Source organism: Pseudomonas sp. MYb2 (assembly GCF_002979955.1).
In the GTDB taxonomy this organism is placed as follows: domain Bacteria; phylum Pseudomonadota; class Gammaproteobacteria; order Pseudomonadales; family Pseudomonadaceae; genus Aquipseudomonas.
The window spans coordinates 13,368-28,855 of record NZ_PCQC01000033.1; the positions used below are offsets into that span (position 1 = coordinate 13,368).

The 15,488-nt window shown below is 60.8% G+C and carries 15 protein-coding genes; 11 read left to right on the forward strand and 4 right to left on the reverse strand.

All coding sequences use genetic code 11. The annotated features are described in order from the left end of the window. Positions 1-145 precede the first annotated feature (145 nt). The gene (locus tag CQ009_RS29505; RefSeq protein ID WP_105709464.1) at positions 146-2,134 is read left to right on the forward strand and encodes a pilus assembly protein TadG-related protein; all 1,989 of its coding nucleotides are present in this window, start codon (positions 146-148) and stop codon (positions 2,132-2,134) included. On the opposite strand, the gene CQ009_RS29510 is transcribed toward CQ009_RS29505, so the two are convergent. Further along, entirely contained in the window at positions 2,131-4,866 is a 2,736-nt protein-coding gene (locus tag CQ009_RS29510; protein WP_105709465.1) for an ATP-binding protein, read from the reverse strand. The genes CQ009_RS29505 and CQ009_RS29510 overlap by 4 nt on opposite strands. Next, on the reverse strand, positions 4,863-5,303 hold the full coding sequence (locus CQ009_RS29515) for a TadE/TadG family type IV pilus assembly protein (protein ID WP_105709466.1): 441 nt from the start codon (positions 5,301-5,303) through the stop codon (positions 4,863-4,865). The genes CQ009_RS29510 and CQ009_RS29515 overlap by 4 nt, the downstream gene beginning before the upstream one ends. A 75-nt stretch (positions 5,304-5,378) precedes the next feature. On the opposite strand from CQ009_RS29515, the gene CQ009_RS29520 reads away from it, so the two are divergent. Both CQ009_RS29520 and CQ009_RS29525 read left to right on the forward strand, forming a co-directional pair. Beyond that, positions 5,379-5,849: a prepilin peptidase gene (locus CQ009_RS29520; protein WP_064388804.1), complete on the forward strand. Its 471-nt coding sequence runs from the start codon at positions 5,379-5,381 to the stop codon at positions 5,847-5,849. A 106-nt stretch (positions 5,850-5,955) separates the two neighbouring features. Beyond that, a complete protein-coding gene (locus CQ009_RS29525; RefSeq protein WP_105709470.1) occupies positions 5,956-6,732 on the forward strand; it encodes a response regulator transcription factor in 777 nt (258 codons plus the stop codon). Positions 6,733-6,769: 37 nt separating this feature from the next. Here CQ009_RS29525 and CQ009_RS29530 read toward each other — a convergent pair whose 3' ends face one another. Then, complete coding sequence (locus tag CQ009_RS29530; RefSeq protein ID WP_064388807.1) at positions 6,770-7,177, reverse strand: response regulator; 408 nt, start codon at positions 7,175-7,177, stop codon at positions 6,770-6,772. A 71-nt stretch (positions 7,178-7,248) separates the two neighbouring features. Beyond that, a complete protein-coding gene (locus CQ009_RS29535; protein WP_064388809.1) occupies positions 7,249-7,458 on the reverse strand; it encodes a Flp family type IVb pilin in 210 nt (69 codons plus the stop codon). Between the two features lie 339 nt (positions 7,459-7,797). Here CQ009_RS29535 and cpaB point away from each other — a divergent pair, with 339 nt between their 5' ends. From cpaB to CQ009_RS29575, 8 genes are read left to right on the forward strand one after another with little or no spacing between them, the layout of a single operon-like run. Further along, a complete protein-coding gene (cpaB, locus tag CQ009_RS29540) occupies positions 7,798-8,748 on the forward strand; it encodes a Flp pilus assembly protein CpaB (RefSeq protein ID WP_105709467.1) in 951 nt (316 codons plus the stop codon). Between the two features lie 21 nt (positions 8,749-8,769). Next, a complete protein-coding gene (locus CQ009_RS29545; RefSeq protein WP_064388813.1) occupies positions 8,770-10,038 on the forward strand; it encodes a type II and III secretion system protein family protein in 1,269 nt (422 codons plus the stop codon). Then, complete coding sequence (locus CQ009_RS29550) at positions 10,035-11,225, forward strand: pilus assembly protein (RefSeq protein WP_064388814.1); 1,191 nt, start codon at positions 10,035-10,037, stop codon at positions 11,223-11,225. The genes CQ009_RS29545 and CQ009_RS29550 overlap by 4 nt, the downstream gene beginning before the upstream one ends. Continuing rightward, positions 11,222-12,493 carry a CpaF family protein gene (locus CQ009_RS29555; RefSeq protein ID WP_064388815.1) on the forward strand — a complete coding sequence of 424 codons (1,272 nt, stop codon included), beginning with the start codon at positions 11,222-11,224 and terminating at the stop codon, positions 12,491-12,493. The genes CQ009_RS29550 and CQ009_RS29555 overlap by 4 nt, the downstream gene beginning before the upstream one ends. 10 nt (positions 12,494-12,503) lie before the next feature. Further along, on the forward strand, positions 12,504-13,388 hold the full coding sequence (locus CQ009_RS29560) for a type II secretion system F family protein (RefSeq protein WP_105709468.1): 885 nt from the start codon (positions 12,504-12,506) through the stop codon (positions 13,386-13,388). After that, a complete protein-coding gene (locus CQ009_RS29565; protein WP_064388817.1) occupies positions 13,385-14,275 on the forward strand; it encodes a type II secretion system F family protein in 891 nt (296 codons plus the stop codon). The genes CQ009_RS29560 and CQ009_RS29565 overlap by 4 nt, the downstream gene beginning before the upstream one ends. A gap of 10 nt (positions 14,276-14,285) precedes the next feature. Continuing rightward, positions 14,286-14,975: a tetratricopeptide repeat protein gene (locus CQ009_RS29570; protein ID WP_105709469.1), complete on the forward strand. Its 690-nt coding sequence runs from the start codon at positions 14,286-14,288 to the stop codon at positions 14,973-14,975. Between the two features lie 11 nt (positions 14,976-14,986). Then, complete coding sequence (locus CQ009_RS29575) at positions 14,987-15,265, forward strand: DUF3613 domain-containing protein (protein ID WP_064388832.1); 279 nt, start codon at positions 14,987-14,989, stop codon at positions 15,263-15,265. The last annotated feature ends 223 nt before the right edge of the window (positions 15,266-15,488 follow it).

The following is a 15,488-nucleotide window of genomic DNA, read 5'->3' on the forward strand; positions in this document are numbered from 1 at the left end:
ACGCAGCGCTATCGCGAGCAGGCTCACTCCTACAGTTATCCAAGGTGAGCCCCAGGATTGTGAGTAAATGGCGCGTTGCCAGCAGCTTCACTGAGCCCGTCTACACTCATCTGCACCAATGGAGGTAACGGCAAAGGAGTGCGCCATGTCGCCTCGCTCGCATTTCAACGGCCCGGCCCGGCAGCACGGGGCGATCGGCCTGATGGCGGCGCTGACCCTCGGTCTTGCGCTGGTGTGCATGGTGCTGGTGGTCGACAGCGGTCGCCTGTACATGGAGCAACGCCGCTTGCAGCGGGTGGTCGATGTCGCCGCGCTCGAGGCCGTTTCGCGTAGCGGTGATTGCCTGACCGGGCTCAGCGCGGCGGCTTATGCCACCGCCAGTGCGGCGCGCAACGGTTTTACCGTGGCAGCGGACACGACCCTCACCGTGACCTGTGGCACCGTGCAACCCGGTGCAAACAATCTGCGCGCCTTCACGATGGATGCGAGCAAAAAAGCGGCAATCAGCGTCGTCGCCACACGCGTGGTGCCCACCAGTGTGGCTGCTGCTCTGTATGCGCTGTTCCAGCCGGGCAGGGTGTCGCCAACGACACGTCTGCATGCAACGGCGGTCGGCACTTCGGCCATTTTGCCGCCGCTGGCGCAACTGACCATTGGCACTACCGCACTGACGGTCGACGCGAGCAAGTCGGCGGCGTTGAATGCGCTGTGGGGCGGCTTGCTCGGGGGCAGCCTCAACCTCAGCGTTGGCGGTTGGCAAGGCCTCGTCGATACCAATATCAGTCTGCTCGGTTACCTGAACCAACTGGCACTCGATCTGCACGTGGACGCCGGCAACTACACGCAGGTGTTGAGCCAGAGCATCCAGGTCAACCAACTGCTCGACACCGCCATCACCGTATTGACCAAGGGCGGCACCACCACCAGTGTCGCGGTCAGTGGACTGGTCGGATTGAAAGCCATCGTCGGCAACACTTCGGTGGTGCTCGGGCAATTGCTGCAACTGCAGACCGGCGCCACCTCGGCCGCACTCAATGCCAATCTGCAAGTGTTCCAGTTGCTCGAAGCCGTGGTGCAACTGGCCAACAGTCAGAACGCCCTGACGGCCACGGTGCCGCTGAGTATTCCGGGGCTGGTCAACGGCTCGGTGAAAGTCAAAGTCATCCAGCCGCCGCAATTGTCGGCAGTGGGCAATCCGGCGCTGGCCAAGGCCGACCCGATGGGCGCCAATCGTATCTACGTGAAAACCGCGCAGGTACGCACGTTGATCTCACTGAATCTGCCGCTGCTGTCCGGTGTTGCCGGCCTCGCCAGCGCCATCGTCAGTACGCCGCTGGTGGGTGGCTTGACCGATACCCTCAACAACCTGCTGCACCTGAACATCGCCGGTACGCTGAACTCGTTGTTCTGCACCTTGGGCGGCACTTGTCAGCGTACCCATCTGCAGATTCTGCCCACCTCTACCATCGACATCCTGCTCGAGGCCGCCGCTGCCGACAGCCATGTCACCGATTTCAACTGCGTCAGCGACGCCACGAAAAGCCTGACCACCCAGACCAACTCCTCATTGGTCAAGCTCAAGGTCGGCAAGATCGACGCCGCCAATGCCTTTTCCTCTTCGGCCGATGTCACCGTGCAGCCGCTGGCATTGATCGATGTTGGCGTCATCACCTGCACCATTCCTTTACTCGGGCTGGGCTCGGCGACGTGTGATCAGAGCACGCGCAAAGCGTTTTATGGCGGCGGTCTGGGGGTGAAGGTTGATACCTCGGTGGCGAGCATGCAAAACATTCACACCTACAATCAGCCACCGGAAATCAAGCAAACGCCAATGACCTACAGCTTCGGCACACAAAGCGTGGTCAACAGTTTGAAAGGCACATTGAGCGGGGTTCAGGTGCAGGCCTACAAACCCACCGGTTCGAGTTTGCTGGGGGGGTTGCTCACCACCACGGCAGACGTGCTGGCGGGCGTCAACAACACGCTCGGCGTGGTCATCGACAACCTGCTCAGCCCGGTACTCGACCCGATTCTCGATGGCTTGCTGGCCAACCTCGGCATCACCCTGAACAAGGTTGACGTCGGTGCCAACCTCAGTTGCAAGCCACCAGGGCAACCGATGCTGGCGATCTAATCGGGCAGCGCAATCGGTAGCTCGATACAAAACTGCGCGCCCTCATCGCCGTTGCGCACGCTCAGGCGACCGCCCATGTTTTCGACAATGCCATAACTCACCGACAAGCCCAGACCGGTGCCGACGCCGACCGGTTTTGTGGTGAAAAAAGGCTCGAATATCCGCTCCAGCAAACGTGGATCGATACCGCCGCCGTTGTCCTCGACCCATAGCCGCACCACGTGTTCGTCGCACTCGGCGTGCAGCGCAATCCACGGCTGAAAGTCGCGATTGGCTTCGCGCTTGCCGAGCAACGCGTCGCGGGCATTGACCATCAGGTTGATCAGTACTTGTTCGAGCTGATCGACGTAGCCGCGCACCTGAACCTGGAAGTCCGCTTCTTTGATCCGCAACTCCACGCCTTTGCCGCGCAAGCCTTCCGACAGCAGCGACAGCGTGCCTTCGATCGCCTCCAGCGGATTGAACGGCTGTTGTTCGATTTCCGAGCGCCGCCCGAACACGCGCATGTGATCCACCACCCGCGCTGCGCGTTGCACCTGCGCATCGATGCGTTTGAGTTTGTCGGTCAGGTAGTCGATCTGCACATCGCCGTTGCTCAGGCGCTTGAGCACATTGACGATGGCCATGCGCATCACGTTCAGCGGCTGGTTGATCTCATGGGCAAGCCCTGTGGCCATTTCGCCGAGGGTGGCCATTTTTGCGCTTTGCGTCAGTTGCTGCTGCGAGCGTCGCACTTCGGTGTTGTCGCGGCCCACCGCTTGCACCTCGACCAGCGTGCCATGCTCATCGAATACCCCGCGATCCGACCAGACCCACCACGCGTGTTCGCGACCCGGCAGGCGCAGGCTGATTTCAGCTGTACTCACCGGCAGTTCCGGGGTCAGTTGCGCCAGGCGCTGCACGAAGGCTTCGCGCTGTTCATCGGACATCCAGCTGCCCAGGTTCACCCCGGGCAATTGCTCGGATGCGCACTCCAGATACATCGCCAGTGGCCGGTTGCCGAACGTCAGGGTCAAGTCCGGACGATAACGGCAAATCATTGCTGGCGAGTCTTCCACCAGAATCCGGTAACGCTCTTCACTGACCTTGATCTGTTCGGCGGCGAGAGTGGCTTCGGTGACGTCCAGCCACAGACCGACGGCCTCCACCGGCAAGCCGAGATCGTCGCGCAGCAATTTGGCCTCATCGAGCAGCCAGTGCGCATTGCCCTGACGGTCGAGCACCCGATAGCGTGCGCTCACCGAACCTTCGCGCAGCAATTGCCGGTTACGCTCGAAATAGCGCGGACGGTCTTCCGGGTGCACGTGTTCAACCAGCCGACCGTCGTCACAATCGACGAGACTCCAGCCTAAAAGCGCTTGCAGACTGGCGCTGAAAAAACTCGGTTGCAGCGCGCCTGCCACATAGCGCTGTACGTAGATCACCGCCGGTGAACTGGCGATCAGGTTGTCCAGCCGCGCATGGGCGGCGGCGGCCTGTTGCTGTTGGTTCTTGATGTCGCTGATGTCGAGCATGAACCCTACCAGTCGACGCTGGGCACCGATGCCCAAAGACTGGCCTTGCAGGCGATACCATAATGGCAACGGTTGCCCGGCGGTTTGCCAGCGCACGCACACTTCCAGAGGCGCGCCGTTATCCTGCAACGCTTGCAGGCGACTGCGCAGCTCATCGCGGTCGGCGGGATGCACCTGATTGAACCAGTCCTGAATCGGCAACTGCGTTGTCATCAAGCCGAGACTGTGCGCCAGTGTCGGTGCCAATTGCACTTGGTGGCTGTCGCTGAACACTTCCCACCAACCGGTGCCAAGCAGCGCTTGCAGGGTGTCCAGGCGTTCCAGTTGCTGTTGATGACGATGCTCGCGCAGCCGTTCCAGTAACGGCGCGGCCACGGCGGCGGCGAGTAGAAGCCAGTCATGATCACTGAGGTCGGGCGCCTGTTGCTGCACGTTGTAGTCGACGCACAACAGCCAGGCAGCCACACCCTGAGCGTCGCGATAGGGCACGGCAAAACCTTCGTTCAAACCGAAAATGGCACTCAGGCGCGGCCGCTCGCTGCTCAGCAAACGCTGGGGGGACGCACCGTCGAGGCTGTCGAGCGCGGTGCCCAGAGGCTGCTGTTCACGCCACAGGCAGGGCGCGTTCAATGCCGCGTAGTGCTGATGAATCTGCCAGCCAAGGCCTTGCTCATCGAGCAGCGCCACGGCCAGACACGGGATATGCAAGTGTTGACTGAGCCGTTGCAATTGCTCGCCCAGCGCATCAGGCAGACGTGCAAGGCTGCAAAGGCGTAACTGATCGCGAATCTGCGTGGCGAGCAACTGCGATTGTTCGCGGCTGCGCGCCTGGCGTCGCTCACCGAGCAAGTCGCCGATGTCGAGCAGTTGCAGCAGCCAGCCGCCGTCCTGCGCCTGCACCCAACCGCGCAAGTGCAGAGGCGGCCCGGCCTGGCTGAAAAAATCGAGATCGAGCATCTGGCCTTGCCAGTCGGCCGGTTGGCCTTCGACGCTCAGGCTGCTGTGCGGCAGCAAATACGTCAGCAGATGCGCGGGTTGCGCACTCGACAGCTGCGCGGCCAACACATGGCGCAACGGCCCGCTCAGATGATTGACGTAGCCGTCGCCATCCAGATACAGCTGCAGGCCGACGCTTTGCACCACCGCCGTTTGCTGAGTCGGGGAAACGCCGAGAGGTCGATTGAGCAGGCGGCCGAACAGCTTGTCACCGGAACTCAAAATTGCAGGCTCGACGAGGCGCGCAATGTCGCGGGCAGACGCGGCACCGTGCCGACACCGGGCAGCACCAGAAACGGCAGCGCCTGATTCAATTTGCTCGTGGGGTAATTGATGGTCACCGTCAGCACGCCGCCGGTATAGGTGATGGTGCTGTCAGTGGCGGCATTGAAATTCAGCGCGGCGGGCAACCAGGCCAGTTGGCGGCCGAGTTCGGTGCGCGCGGTCGTTCTAATGACGGTCGAATAATTCGCCGAGGCAGGATCCAGCGCCACGCTGCGGCGCACGGCTTCGGCGGTGGACTCGTTGAATGATTGCATCAACAACAGCGGCAGGCTGTAGCTGACCAAGCCATAAAACACGGCGAAAAAGATCACGAACACCAAGGCGAATTCGATGGCGACAGCGCCTTTTTGTTTACGGGGGAGGCCGGATTTCATGAGTGCGTCTACCCTGACATTCACTACGTAATATCAGCATAGAATCATTCAGCCAAAACGGACGTTTTTTACCGCATGCACTGCTTTGTCGTTCTGATCTGGCTGACGCTATGCGCGGCGCAGGATGCTCGTCAGCGGCATATCGCCAACGTGCTGACCTTGGGTGTCGGTGGGTTGGCGGCGGTGTATCTGCTGGTCACTGGCCACACTTGGCTGGGGGCCGAAGCGGTGCAGGGTGGCTGGGCGTTTTTACTGGCGCTGTTGTTGACGCTGCCCGGTTACTGGCTGAAGCGTTTCGGCGCCGGTGATGTGAAACTAATGACAGCTTTGGGCCTTGCGACGGACGGTCATCACCTGCTCGGTGCATTCATCGGCGCGGCACTTGTCAGCGCCTTGTGGATCGTAGTGGTGCCAAAACTCTGGCTGCATATGAGTCAACGGCTTAGGGAATGTCTTCGATATCTAGCCCCTGGAAAGTCAAAAAAGCTGCCATTTGCACCGTTCGTGCTGATGGGGACGATCCTGACGTTAATCTGGATCCATTAGTCGCCCCATGCCACTAGTCCTATGTACATAGTCGGAAAGTGGGTCTACTTTCAAATCAGCGTTATTACAGGAACGGTCAGCCTTTGGCCTGGGCATGGAGTGGCAAGTGAACAAGCTTACGTCAGCTGTGAAAGTTCTGGTCGTCGACGATCAGCCGTTGATCGTTGAAGAGCTCTGCGAATTCATCGAGAGCAGCGGCTACCGTTGCGTGCCATGCGAATCGAGCCAACAGGCGATCGAGCAATTCAGCCAGGATCCCGCAATCGGTCTGGTGCTGTGCGACCTGCACATGCCCGACATGGATGGCATCCAGCTCGTCCAGGAACTGCAACGGCTGGCAGGCAAACAGCGGATGTTCGAAGCCATCATGCTGACCGGGCGTGCCGACAAGCAGGACGTGATCAAAGCGTTGCGTGCCGGGATCGCCGACTACTACCAGAAACCGGTGGATCTGGACGAACTGCTTGAAGGGCTGCGCCGCCAGGAAGTGGTATTGGCGGAGCGTCAGAAAACCCTGCAACTCGGCCACCTGAATCAGAAGCTGCAATACCTCTCCGAGTCGATCGACGATCTTTATCAGGACCTCGACAAAGTCCGCCGTGGCCCCGCACCCGCCAGTGAAGAAGCGCAAGGCGAGGGCGAAGGTGTGGAGATCCCGGCGATCTTCAATCAGCTGTCGCCACGCCAGCTCGACGTTGCGCGGTTGGTGGGCAAAGGCCAGACCAACTATCAGATCGCCTGTGAACTGGGGATTACCGAGAACACAGTCAAACTCTATGTCTCGCAAGTGCTGCGCCTGACTCACATGCATAACCGCACCCAACTGGCCCTGGCGTTATCGCCAAGCAACTCGGGCATGCGTCAACGGGTGACTGCGCACTGAACTCCATTGACCCCGGCCACCACCGGGGTGCAAAACCTCAACCGCTGTGAGCCTTGGACTTGGGAAACAGGTTGTCGAGGGTTTCCAGCAATCGCACGTGATAGATCGGCTTGCGGAACAGGTCCAGCACCTGCAGGCGCAACATATCGCTGACATCCTCCATATCGGCATGCCCGGACGTCACGATCACTGGCAGATGCTGACGCGAAGTGTGTTCACGCAGGCGCTTGATCAGCGACATGCCGCTTTCTTCCGGCATGCGCAGATCGGTAATCACCAGGGCGATATCGGGATGGCGAGTCAGGTGGTGCAAGGCAAGTTTCACCGACGTTGCGGTATGACAGGTGAAGCCTTCGCCCTCCAGTAACTCCGCCAGCTCCAGCAGTGCGTCCTCCTCATCGTCGACGAGGAGCAACTGCTGGCGAGGAGTGTGTGGAGAGTTCATAGGCAACACCTGCAATGGACTGAGTGCTGACGTTAGAACCCAATGGCCGCATTGACAAGTAACCGGGGCGATCAGGGAGTCGGTGTGAGTGCAGTCTGGATGGCCGTCAGAACCGCGGTGACCTGGGTGCCGATGCCGTTACCGAAGGCTGCAATCACCAGCGCGACAAGACCGACGACCAGCGCATATTCAATGGCTGATGCGCCTTCGGTGTCTTTGGCCAGGCCTTTGAAGAAAGCAATCTCGGCTTTGAATTTTTTAACCATTTGGGAATACGACATGAGGATTCTCCTTGAGCACGCCAGGTGTTGCGCGTTCGCAACATGATTTCCCTGTGCCAGCATCAGCATTGTCGGCATTCCCCGGCCCTACAACTGTAAGAACGAATTAACCCGAAAGTATTAGTTGGCGCAATTACACTAAAAAACCATGTTTGGCGCTTTAGCCTCCTACTTTCGTTGGATATTTCATCGCTGTTAATGGCGTTTTGTTCGCGCTGGACTACCGTCAAATAGCGAAATAGTTACTTGTTCATAGCTGCCTGATTGCGAATTTATCTCGTTGGAAGTTTACGGGTCATTGCATAAGAAAGAACGCGCAGCGGGAAAGGGAGAGCCGTCATGAACAGTCGCGTCACGCTGGGTCTGGCCGGATTGTTTTTGCTGGGCGCCATCATTGCCGGGTATTGGGGGCTGACCTTGAGCCGCCAGCCGGCCGTCGAACCGGTCGCAGCACCCGTCGCCGTCACCCAGGACGTAACGCCTGCGGTGCCTGCGCAACCTGTTGAAGATCCGACCCGTCAACCCGTGGTGGTATTGCTGCGCGACATTGCGCCGTTCGTGAAAATCACCGCAGCCGATGTCACCGTGGAAAAACTGCGCACCGCGCCCGCTGGCAGCCTGAGCACTGTCGAACAAGTCATTGGCCGCACGCCGTGGCGGCCGTTGAGCGCCGGCAGTTGGCTGAATGAAGAAAGCTTTGCACCGGGTAGCCAACTGGCGCGAATGATCCGGCCCGGTGAACGCGCACTGGCGGTGTCTGTGGATGAAGTGATCAGCGTCGGCGGGCAAGTGGCGCCGGGCGATTACGTCGATGTGCTGCTGTTTCTGCGCAAGGACGAAAACAATCCACAGGCCTCGGCGCAATTGGTGGTGCCGGCGGTGCGCGTGCTCGGTGTCGGCAGCCAGATGGGCCTGACCAACGATGGTCAATCCGCCAGCCCCGCGCGCAGTGACGATGAACGACTCAAGCAGGAACAACAACGCATGGCAGCGCGCAGCGTGGTGCTGGCGGTGCCGGAAGCGTTGCTCAGCCGTTTGATGCTGGCATCGGGTGCCGGTGCCTTGCGCCTGGCGGTACGCAGCGCCGATGAGCAACAACTGGCGAAATACTGGGCCGGCGAAAACGATGTCGCCACGCAACTCGACACGCCGCGTCGCGCGTTGCTCGAGTTCAGCCAGTTATCACTTGCGCCCGCGCCCAAACCATTTGCCGTAGCCGGGCAACCGACGGCGCGCAAACCGACCGTGGAAGTTATCCGTGGTGCCGAAAACGCTCAACCCACTCCCTGATTCGAGCAAGGACGCCTTTACATGCGCAAATGCTTCATGCCCCTGTTCAACGGTTTGCTCCGGGCCTCGCTGCTGAGCGTTGCTTCGATCGGCACTGCCGTCGCCGCTGCCGGCAATTGCGCCGCGCTCGGCCCTTTGCCGGCGGCCCTGGAAGTCGGCGAAGGTCTGCAACAGGCACTGCAATCGCCGGTGGCGATCACCCGCGTGGCGGTGGGCGACCCGAAAATTGCCGACGTGCGCGTGACCGGCGATCAAAGCGTATTGCTCACCGGTGTCGCCCCCGGCGCCACCACGTTGATGATCTGGACGGCCTGCACCAGCGCACCGCGTCAGAGCATGGTGTTTGTGCAGGGCAAGGCCAGTGCGGCAATGACGGTCTCGTTGCCTGCCACGGACGATCCGACGTTGCCTTCGCAGGTGCAGACCGACATTCGCTTTGTCGAAGTCAGTCGCACCAAATTGAAGGAGGCCGGCACGCAGATCTTCGGCAAGGGCTCGAATAACTTTCTCTTCGGTGCTCCGGGTACGGTGCCCGGCACGGGCGTAACGCCCGGCGTTGTGCCTTTGCGCAACATCGACCCGCGCATCGCTGTGCCGAGCATCCCGTTGGTTAACGACGCGTTCAACATTGTCTGGGGCGGTGGCAGCAGCAAATTCCTCGGCATCGTCAATGCGCTGGAAGGCAGCGGTTTCGCCTACACCCTGGCGCGGCCGAGCCTGGTAGCGTTGAGTGGGCAGAGCGCGAGTTTCCTCGCCGGTGGCGAAATTCCGATCCCGGTGCCGAGTGCCAACAGCAACAGCTACTCCATCGAGTACAAGGAGTTCGGCATTCGTCTGACCCTGACGCCGACCGTCGTTGGCCGTGATCGCATCGCCCTCAAGGTCGCGCCGGAAGTCAGCGAGCTGGACTACAACAATGGCGTGACCATCGGCGGCACCACCGTGCCGGCGTTCACCATCCGCCGCACCGACACCAGCATTTCGCTGGCCGATGGAGAAAGCTTCGTGATCAGCGGTTTGATCAGCACGCAAAACGCTTCGCAGGTGAACAAGTTCCCAGGGCTTGGCGACATCCCGGTGCTCGGCGCGTTTTTCCGCAATTCGTCGATCAATCGCGAAGAGCGCGAATTGCTGATGATCGTCACCCCGCACCTGGTGCAGCCATTGGCAGCCAACGCGCCGTTGCCTTCGCTACCGGGTGAAAAGCTGCGCAACTACGACCCGAACTGGTATCGCCTGTACTTCCTTGAAAACGGCAACTTCGATAAACGCAGCGGGTTATCGCAATGAGCCAGAGCCTGAGTCAGACCTTCCTCGCCATCACCCGTAACGACACCGATCTTGAGTGGTTGCAAGGTGCGTTGGCGCCGCTCGGCCAAGTGGTCAGCGCCGGAGGCGGCAGCCTTGACGAGTTGCTCGCGCTGGTTGACGTGACCTTCGCCAGCCTGGTGTTCGTCGGGCTGGATCGCGATCATCTGGTCGCGCAGAGCGCGTTGATCGAAGGCGTGCTCGAAGCCAAACCGATGCTCGCCATCGTCGCCCTCGGCGACGGCATGGACAATCAACTGGTGCTCAACGCGATGCGCGCCGGTGCGCGGGATTTCGTCGCTTACGGATCGCGCTCCAGTGAAGTCGCCGGGCTGGTGCGGCGCTTGAGCAAACGCCTGCCAGCCGTCACGCCGAATACCCAACTCGGTGGTCTGACTGTGCTTTATGGCGTGCAAAGCAACGCTGACGGCGCACTGTTGGCCAACCACATGGCGCTGGTGGTGCAGAAGAGCGGGCAGCAGACGTTGCTACTCGATCTGGGTTTGCCGCGCGGCGACAGCCTGGCCTTGCTTGGCCTGGAAAGCTCGTTCCATTTCGGCGATGCGTTGCGCCACTTGCGGCGTCTCGATGCAACGCTGATCGACAGCGCCTTCACCAGTGCCGAAGCGGGCCTGCGCATCCTCGCTTACGCCAGCTCCGACGAGCCGCTGGAGCGCACCAGCGCCGCCGAGTTGTACATGTTGCTCAGCGCCTTGCGCCAACATTTCCAGCACATCGTCGTCAACCTCACCGGCCAGCCCGACAGCGAAGCGCTGCGCACGTTCGTCAGCCATTGCGACAAGCTGCTCTGGTACACCGATCAGAACGTGCTCGACTGCCGGCGCAACCTTGCCGTGCTCAATTTGTGGCGTGAGAAGGGCATGAAGCTTGATCACGGCCGATTGCTGATCGACCGCTATCTGCGCAACGTCGCACCGGATTCCGACACCCTCGGCAAGACCTTCGGCCTGGAGGTGATTGCCGTTCTCGCCTACAGCCCGGAGATTCGCCTCAACGCGAAAAACCAAGGTGTGACCCTGTTCGAACTGGCCCCGCGCGAAGCCATCAGCCAAAGCCTGCGCACCCTCGGCGAACGCCTGGCAAAACGTTCCGAAGGCCTGGCCAAACCCAAGGCTAACTGGTTCAACCGCTTGCGAGGCACCTCATGAGCAGCGAACAACTGTTCGGTGGCCCGCAGCGCCACGCGAGCGGCAACACCGACCACGATGGCCTGAAACTGGTGTTGCATCGCTACATCATCGACGCCATCGAAGAGTCCGGGAAAAACCTGCTGGAAGGCTCGCGGCAGGTGCTCTCGCAGTTCGTCATCGACAAAGTCGCCGAATACATCGCGCGCCTGCACCTGGCGATTTCCCGTTATGAAATGGAGCGTCTGGCCGAAGAAATCGTCGATGAGCTGACCGGTTTCGGCCCGCTCGAAGTGCTGCTGCGCGACAGCGCCGTGACCGAGATTCTGGTCAACGGCCCGCACCGGGTGTTTATCGAACGCGATGGCGTGCTGCACTTGAGTGATCTGCGCTTTATCGATGCGCACCACGTCGAGCGGGTCATGCAGCGCATTCTCGCGCCACTGGGGCGACGTCTCGACGAATCGTCGCCGATGGTCGATGCACGCCTGCCGGATGGCAGCCGGGTCAACGCGATCATCCCGCCGATCGCCCTCGACGGACCGTGCCTGTCGATCCGCAAATTTCGCAAGGACATGCTCAAAAGCACCGACCTGATGGCGATGCAAACCATTGATCAGGCGATCTACGACTTCATCGAAGAAGCGGTGGGCAAGCGCTGCAACATCCTTATCAGCGGCGGTACTGGTACCGGCAAGACCACGCTGCTGAACATTCTCAGCCAGTTGATCAATCCGCATGAGCGGCTGGTGACCATCGAAGACGTCGCCGAATTGCAGCTCGGCCATCCACACGTCGTGCGCCTGGAAACCCGTCCGCCGAATGCCGAGGGCCACGGCGAAGTGAAGGCCAGCGACCTGATCCGCAACGCCCTGCGCATGCGCCCCGACCGCATCATCCTCGGTGAGATTCGCGGCGTCGAAGTGGTCGATGTGCTGACCGCCATGAACACCGGCCACGACGGTTCGATGAGCACCGTGCACGCCAACAACGCGCAGGACGCCTTGCTGCGCCTGGAAACCCTGGTCGGCCTGACCGGCCGCACCATCGCCGAACGCACGTTGCGGCAGATGATCTGTGCTGCCCTTGATGTGGTGATTCAACTGACGCGCATGCCCGACGGACGCCGCTGCGTCAGCGAAGTAGTGGAAGTGGTCGGCGTACGCGAGGACGTCTACGTCACCAACACGTTGTTCCGCCTCGACCGGCGCACCGGCTTCGGCTTTCTGCGCGAAGCGGTCAACCCGGCGGGCGACAAGCTGCGTCGCGAATCGACGCTTGCGCACTGAGGGCCACGGCATGCTCAAACCGCTGCTGCTGATCGTGATTTGCCTGACGCTGCTGGGGTTGTCACTGCGTCTGTTCTACAACTGCTGGCGTCAGGGCGGGACCGAGCGCGTGATCGATCGGTTGAATCAAGGACAGCCGCAACTGGCGGTGGAAGCGCCGCGCTGGATCGGCCTTGAACGGGCGTTTTTACGTGCCGGCCTCGGTCGGCCGACGGATCGAATCGGCCTGTGGATGCTGTTGTGGGCGTTCGGCGTGCTGACCGGTTTCGCCCTCGCCGGAGTGATCGGTTTGTTGGTGTTGCTCGTTGTCCCGCCGCTGGCTTTGCGCCTGTTTGTCAGTTGGCGTTACCAACGGCGCCTGCGGCGGATGATCGAACAACTGCCGCAATTGCTCGACTACACCGTGCGCAGTCTGAAGTCCGGACGGACCTTGGCCGACGCGGTACTGGGCGGCATCGAGACCAGCGAAGATCCATTGAAAAATGCCATGGGCCGGGTGCAGCGCAACGTGCAGTTGGGCGTGAGTCTGCCGGATGCGGTGTCGGATCTGGCCGAGCTGTACGAACGTGATGAATTTCGCCTGTTCGCCCTCGGCCTCAAGGTCAATCACCGTTACGGCGGCAACGCCAGCGAGCTGCTGGAGAACCTGATCAAGATGATTCGCGAGCGCGATCAGGCCTCGCGTCAGTTACGGGCGATGACCGGCGAAACCCGCCTCACGGCGTGGGTCCTGGGTTTGCTGCCGATTGCCATGGCCGGGTATTTCCTGATGGCCAATCCGATCTATCTGGTCGCCATGTGGCATGACCCCTCCGGGCAGCGGATGCTGGCCACGGCGTTCGGCATGCAGGTGATCGGCAGTCTGTTGCTCTGGCGGATGTTGCGCAGCCTATGACCACGCCCTTGATGATCAGCGCGCTGTTACTGCTCGGCGCTGCCGCGTTGCTCCTGACCAGTCTGCTGGAGCAGCGTCGGCGGGCGCGGCAGATCAGTCGTCGACTGGAGGGCGACCTGATCCGCGAGAACCGTTTCGGCAACCTGTTGCAAGTGCTCGGCGACAGCAAGGTCGGTCAGCACAGCGTCAAACTCGACAATGAAACCCAGTCGCTGCTCAACCGCCTCGGCTGGCGCAGTGCGCGTCAGCGTTCGCTTTTCGCAGCCTGTCAGATCGGCTCGCCACTGTTGCTGCTGGCGCTGACGCTGCTGCTGCAATCGGTGTTTTTTCCTGCTGTGGAAAAACAATGGATCGCACCGTTGTTCGCCCTCGGCGTCGGCTATCTGTTGCCCAAACGTCTGCTGGTGATCGCCGTGACGCGTCGGCAAAAACAACTGGCCAGCGAGATCGGCACGTTCATTCCGCTGCTGCGCATTCTTTTCGAATCAGGCATGGCCGTGGAGCAGGCGTTGCGCGTGCTCAGTCATGAAGGTCAGGCGCTGTTGCCAGTGCTGACGTACGAATTGCGCCTGGTGCTGAGTCGCGTTGACTCCGGCCTGGAGCTGGGCGAGGAACTGAACAAGGCCACGCAGTTATTAGCGGTGGATGAGTTCACCGACACCTGCGTGATTCTTCAGCAGTTGCTGTATCAGGGCGGCGGCGCGATGAAGTCGTTGCTGGCGCTCAAGCAACTGCTTGATGACCGGCGCCTGACGCGCCTGCAGGAATACATCTCCAAGATGTCCGCAAAAATGTCCGTCGTGATGATGTTGTTTCTCTTCCCGGCGTTATTGATTGTCCTGGCCGGCCCGGGCTTCACTGCCCTGGCGAAGGCGTTGGGAGCCTAGAGGGATCGTGATGAAAGCAATGATTGCAGGTGCCTGTTTTCTGCTGCTCGGCGGTTGTGCCAACACCGGGCAAACGCCGTGGGATGCGCTGACCAATTCCGCCAGTTGTGGCAAGTTGAGTTCTGATCAGCAACTGTCGCTGAACCTCGCCGATGACATGGCCAACGATGGCAAGCTGCACGCCAGCCTCGCGAATCTGCAAAGCCTGCCGGACAACATCGCCGACGTGCGTCTGCGCAAGGCCAAGGTCTATCGCTTGCTCGGGCGCAGCGAGGCCGAGCCGTTGTATCGCAGCCTGCTCGGTTCGTGTCTGGCGGCCGAAGCCGAGCACGGTCTGGGGCAACTCGCTGCGGCCAAATCCGATTACGGTCAGGCGCAGGCGCATTTGCAACGCGCCGCGCGGCTGGCACCTACCGACGAGAAAATCCGCAATGACCTTGGCGTGGTTTACCTCAATCAACTGCGCCTTGAAGATGCGCGCTTCGAGTTTCTCACCGCCATGGAGCTCAAGCAGAGTGATCAGTTGGCGGCGCTGAATCTGGTGACTCTGTTGTTGTATCAGGACGACTGGAGTCGTGCGGCTGAACTGGTTAGTCGGCTTGGCCTTAGCCCGGCGCAATTCAGCGAGGCGCAGGGGCGTGCGGAGAAACTCAAGCTGCCGAACCGGTCCACCGTTGCCGTTACGGCGATGCTCAAGTAGGGGGCGCGATGATGAAAGCTATCCTTGTCTGTCTTGGTTTGTTCGCTGTGCCGCTGATCAGCCATGCCATTGATGCGGGTCCGGCTTCGGCGCAGCAGCAGGAAACCGAGGGCTGGTTGCAATTGCAGGCGCGTAACAAGGTTGCTTCGCCGACCCTGCAGACGTTGACCCCGGCGGAACGGGAGTTGGTCATGCAGCGGTGGTTGAAAAGTTATCAGCATGAGATACCGGAGTTTTTTGATCAGGAGCAGGGGGGTAAGGTTGATAGTGGTTCGGGGGGTGGTGGTTGATTGCCTGTAGGAGCTGCCGAAGGCTGCGATCTTTGCTCTTTTTGTGGGGGAACCGAGTACATATCCGTTGCTGCGGTCACGGCTGCTCAGGGTTCCGCCCTTACGGCGGGTCACTTTTTCCAGACGCCCGGAATGCCGGCCCAGTCAAAAGTAACCAAAAAGGCTTGCTCCTACGTACGGCCCGCTCGCTAGAGCTCGGGGTTCCTTCGCTCCGGGATCGATC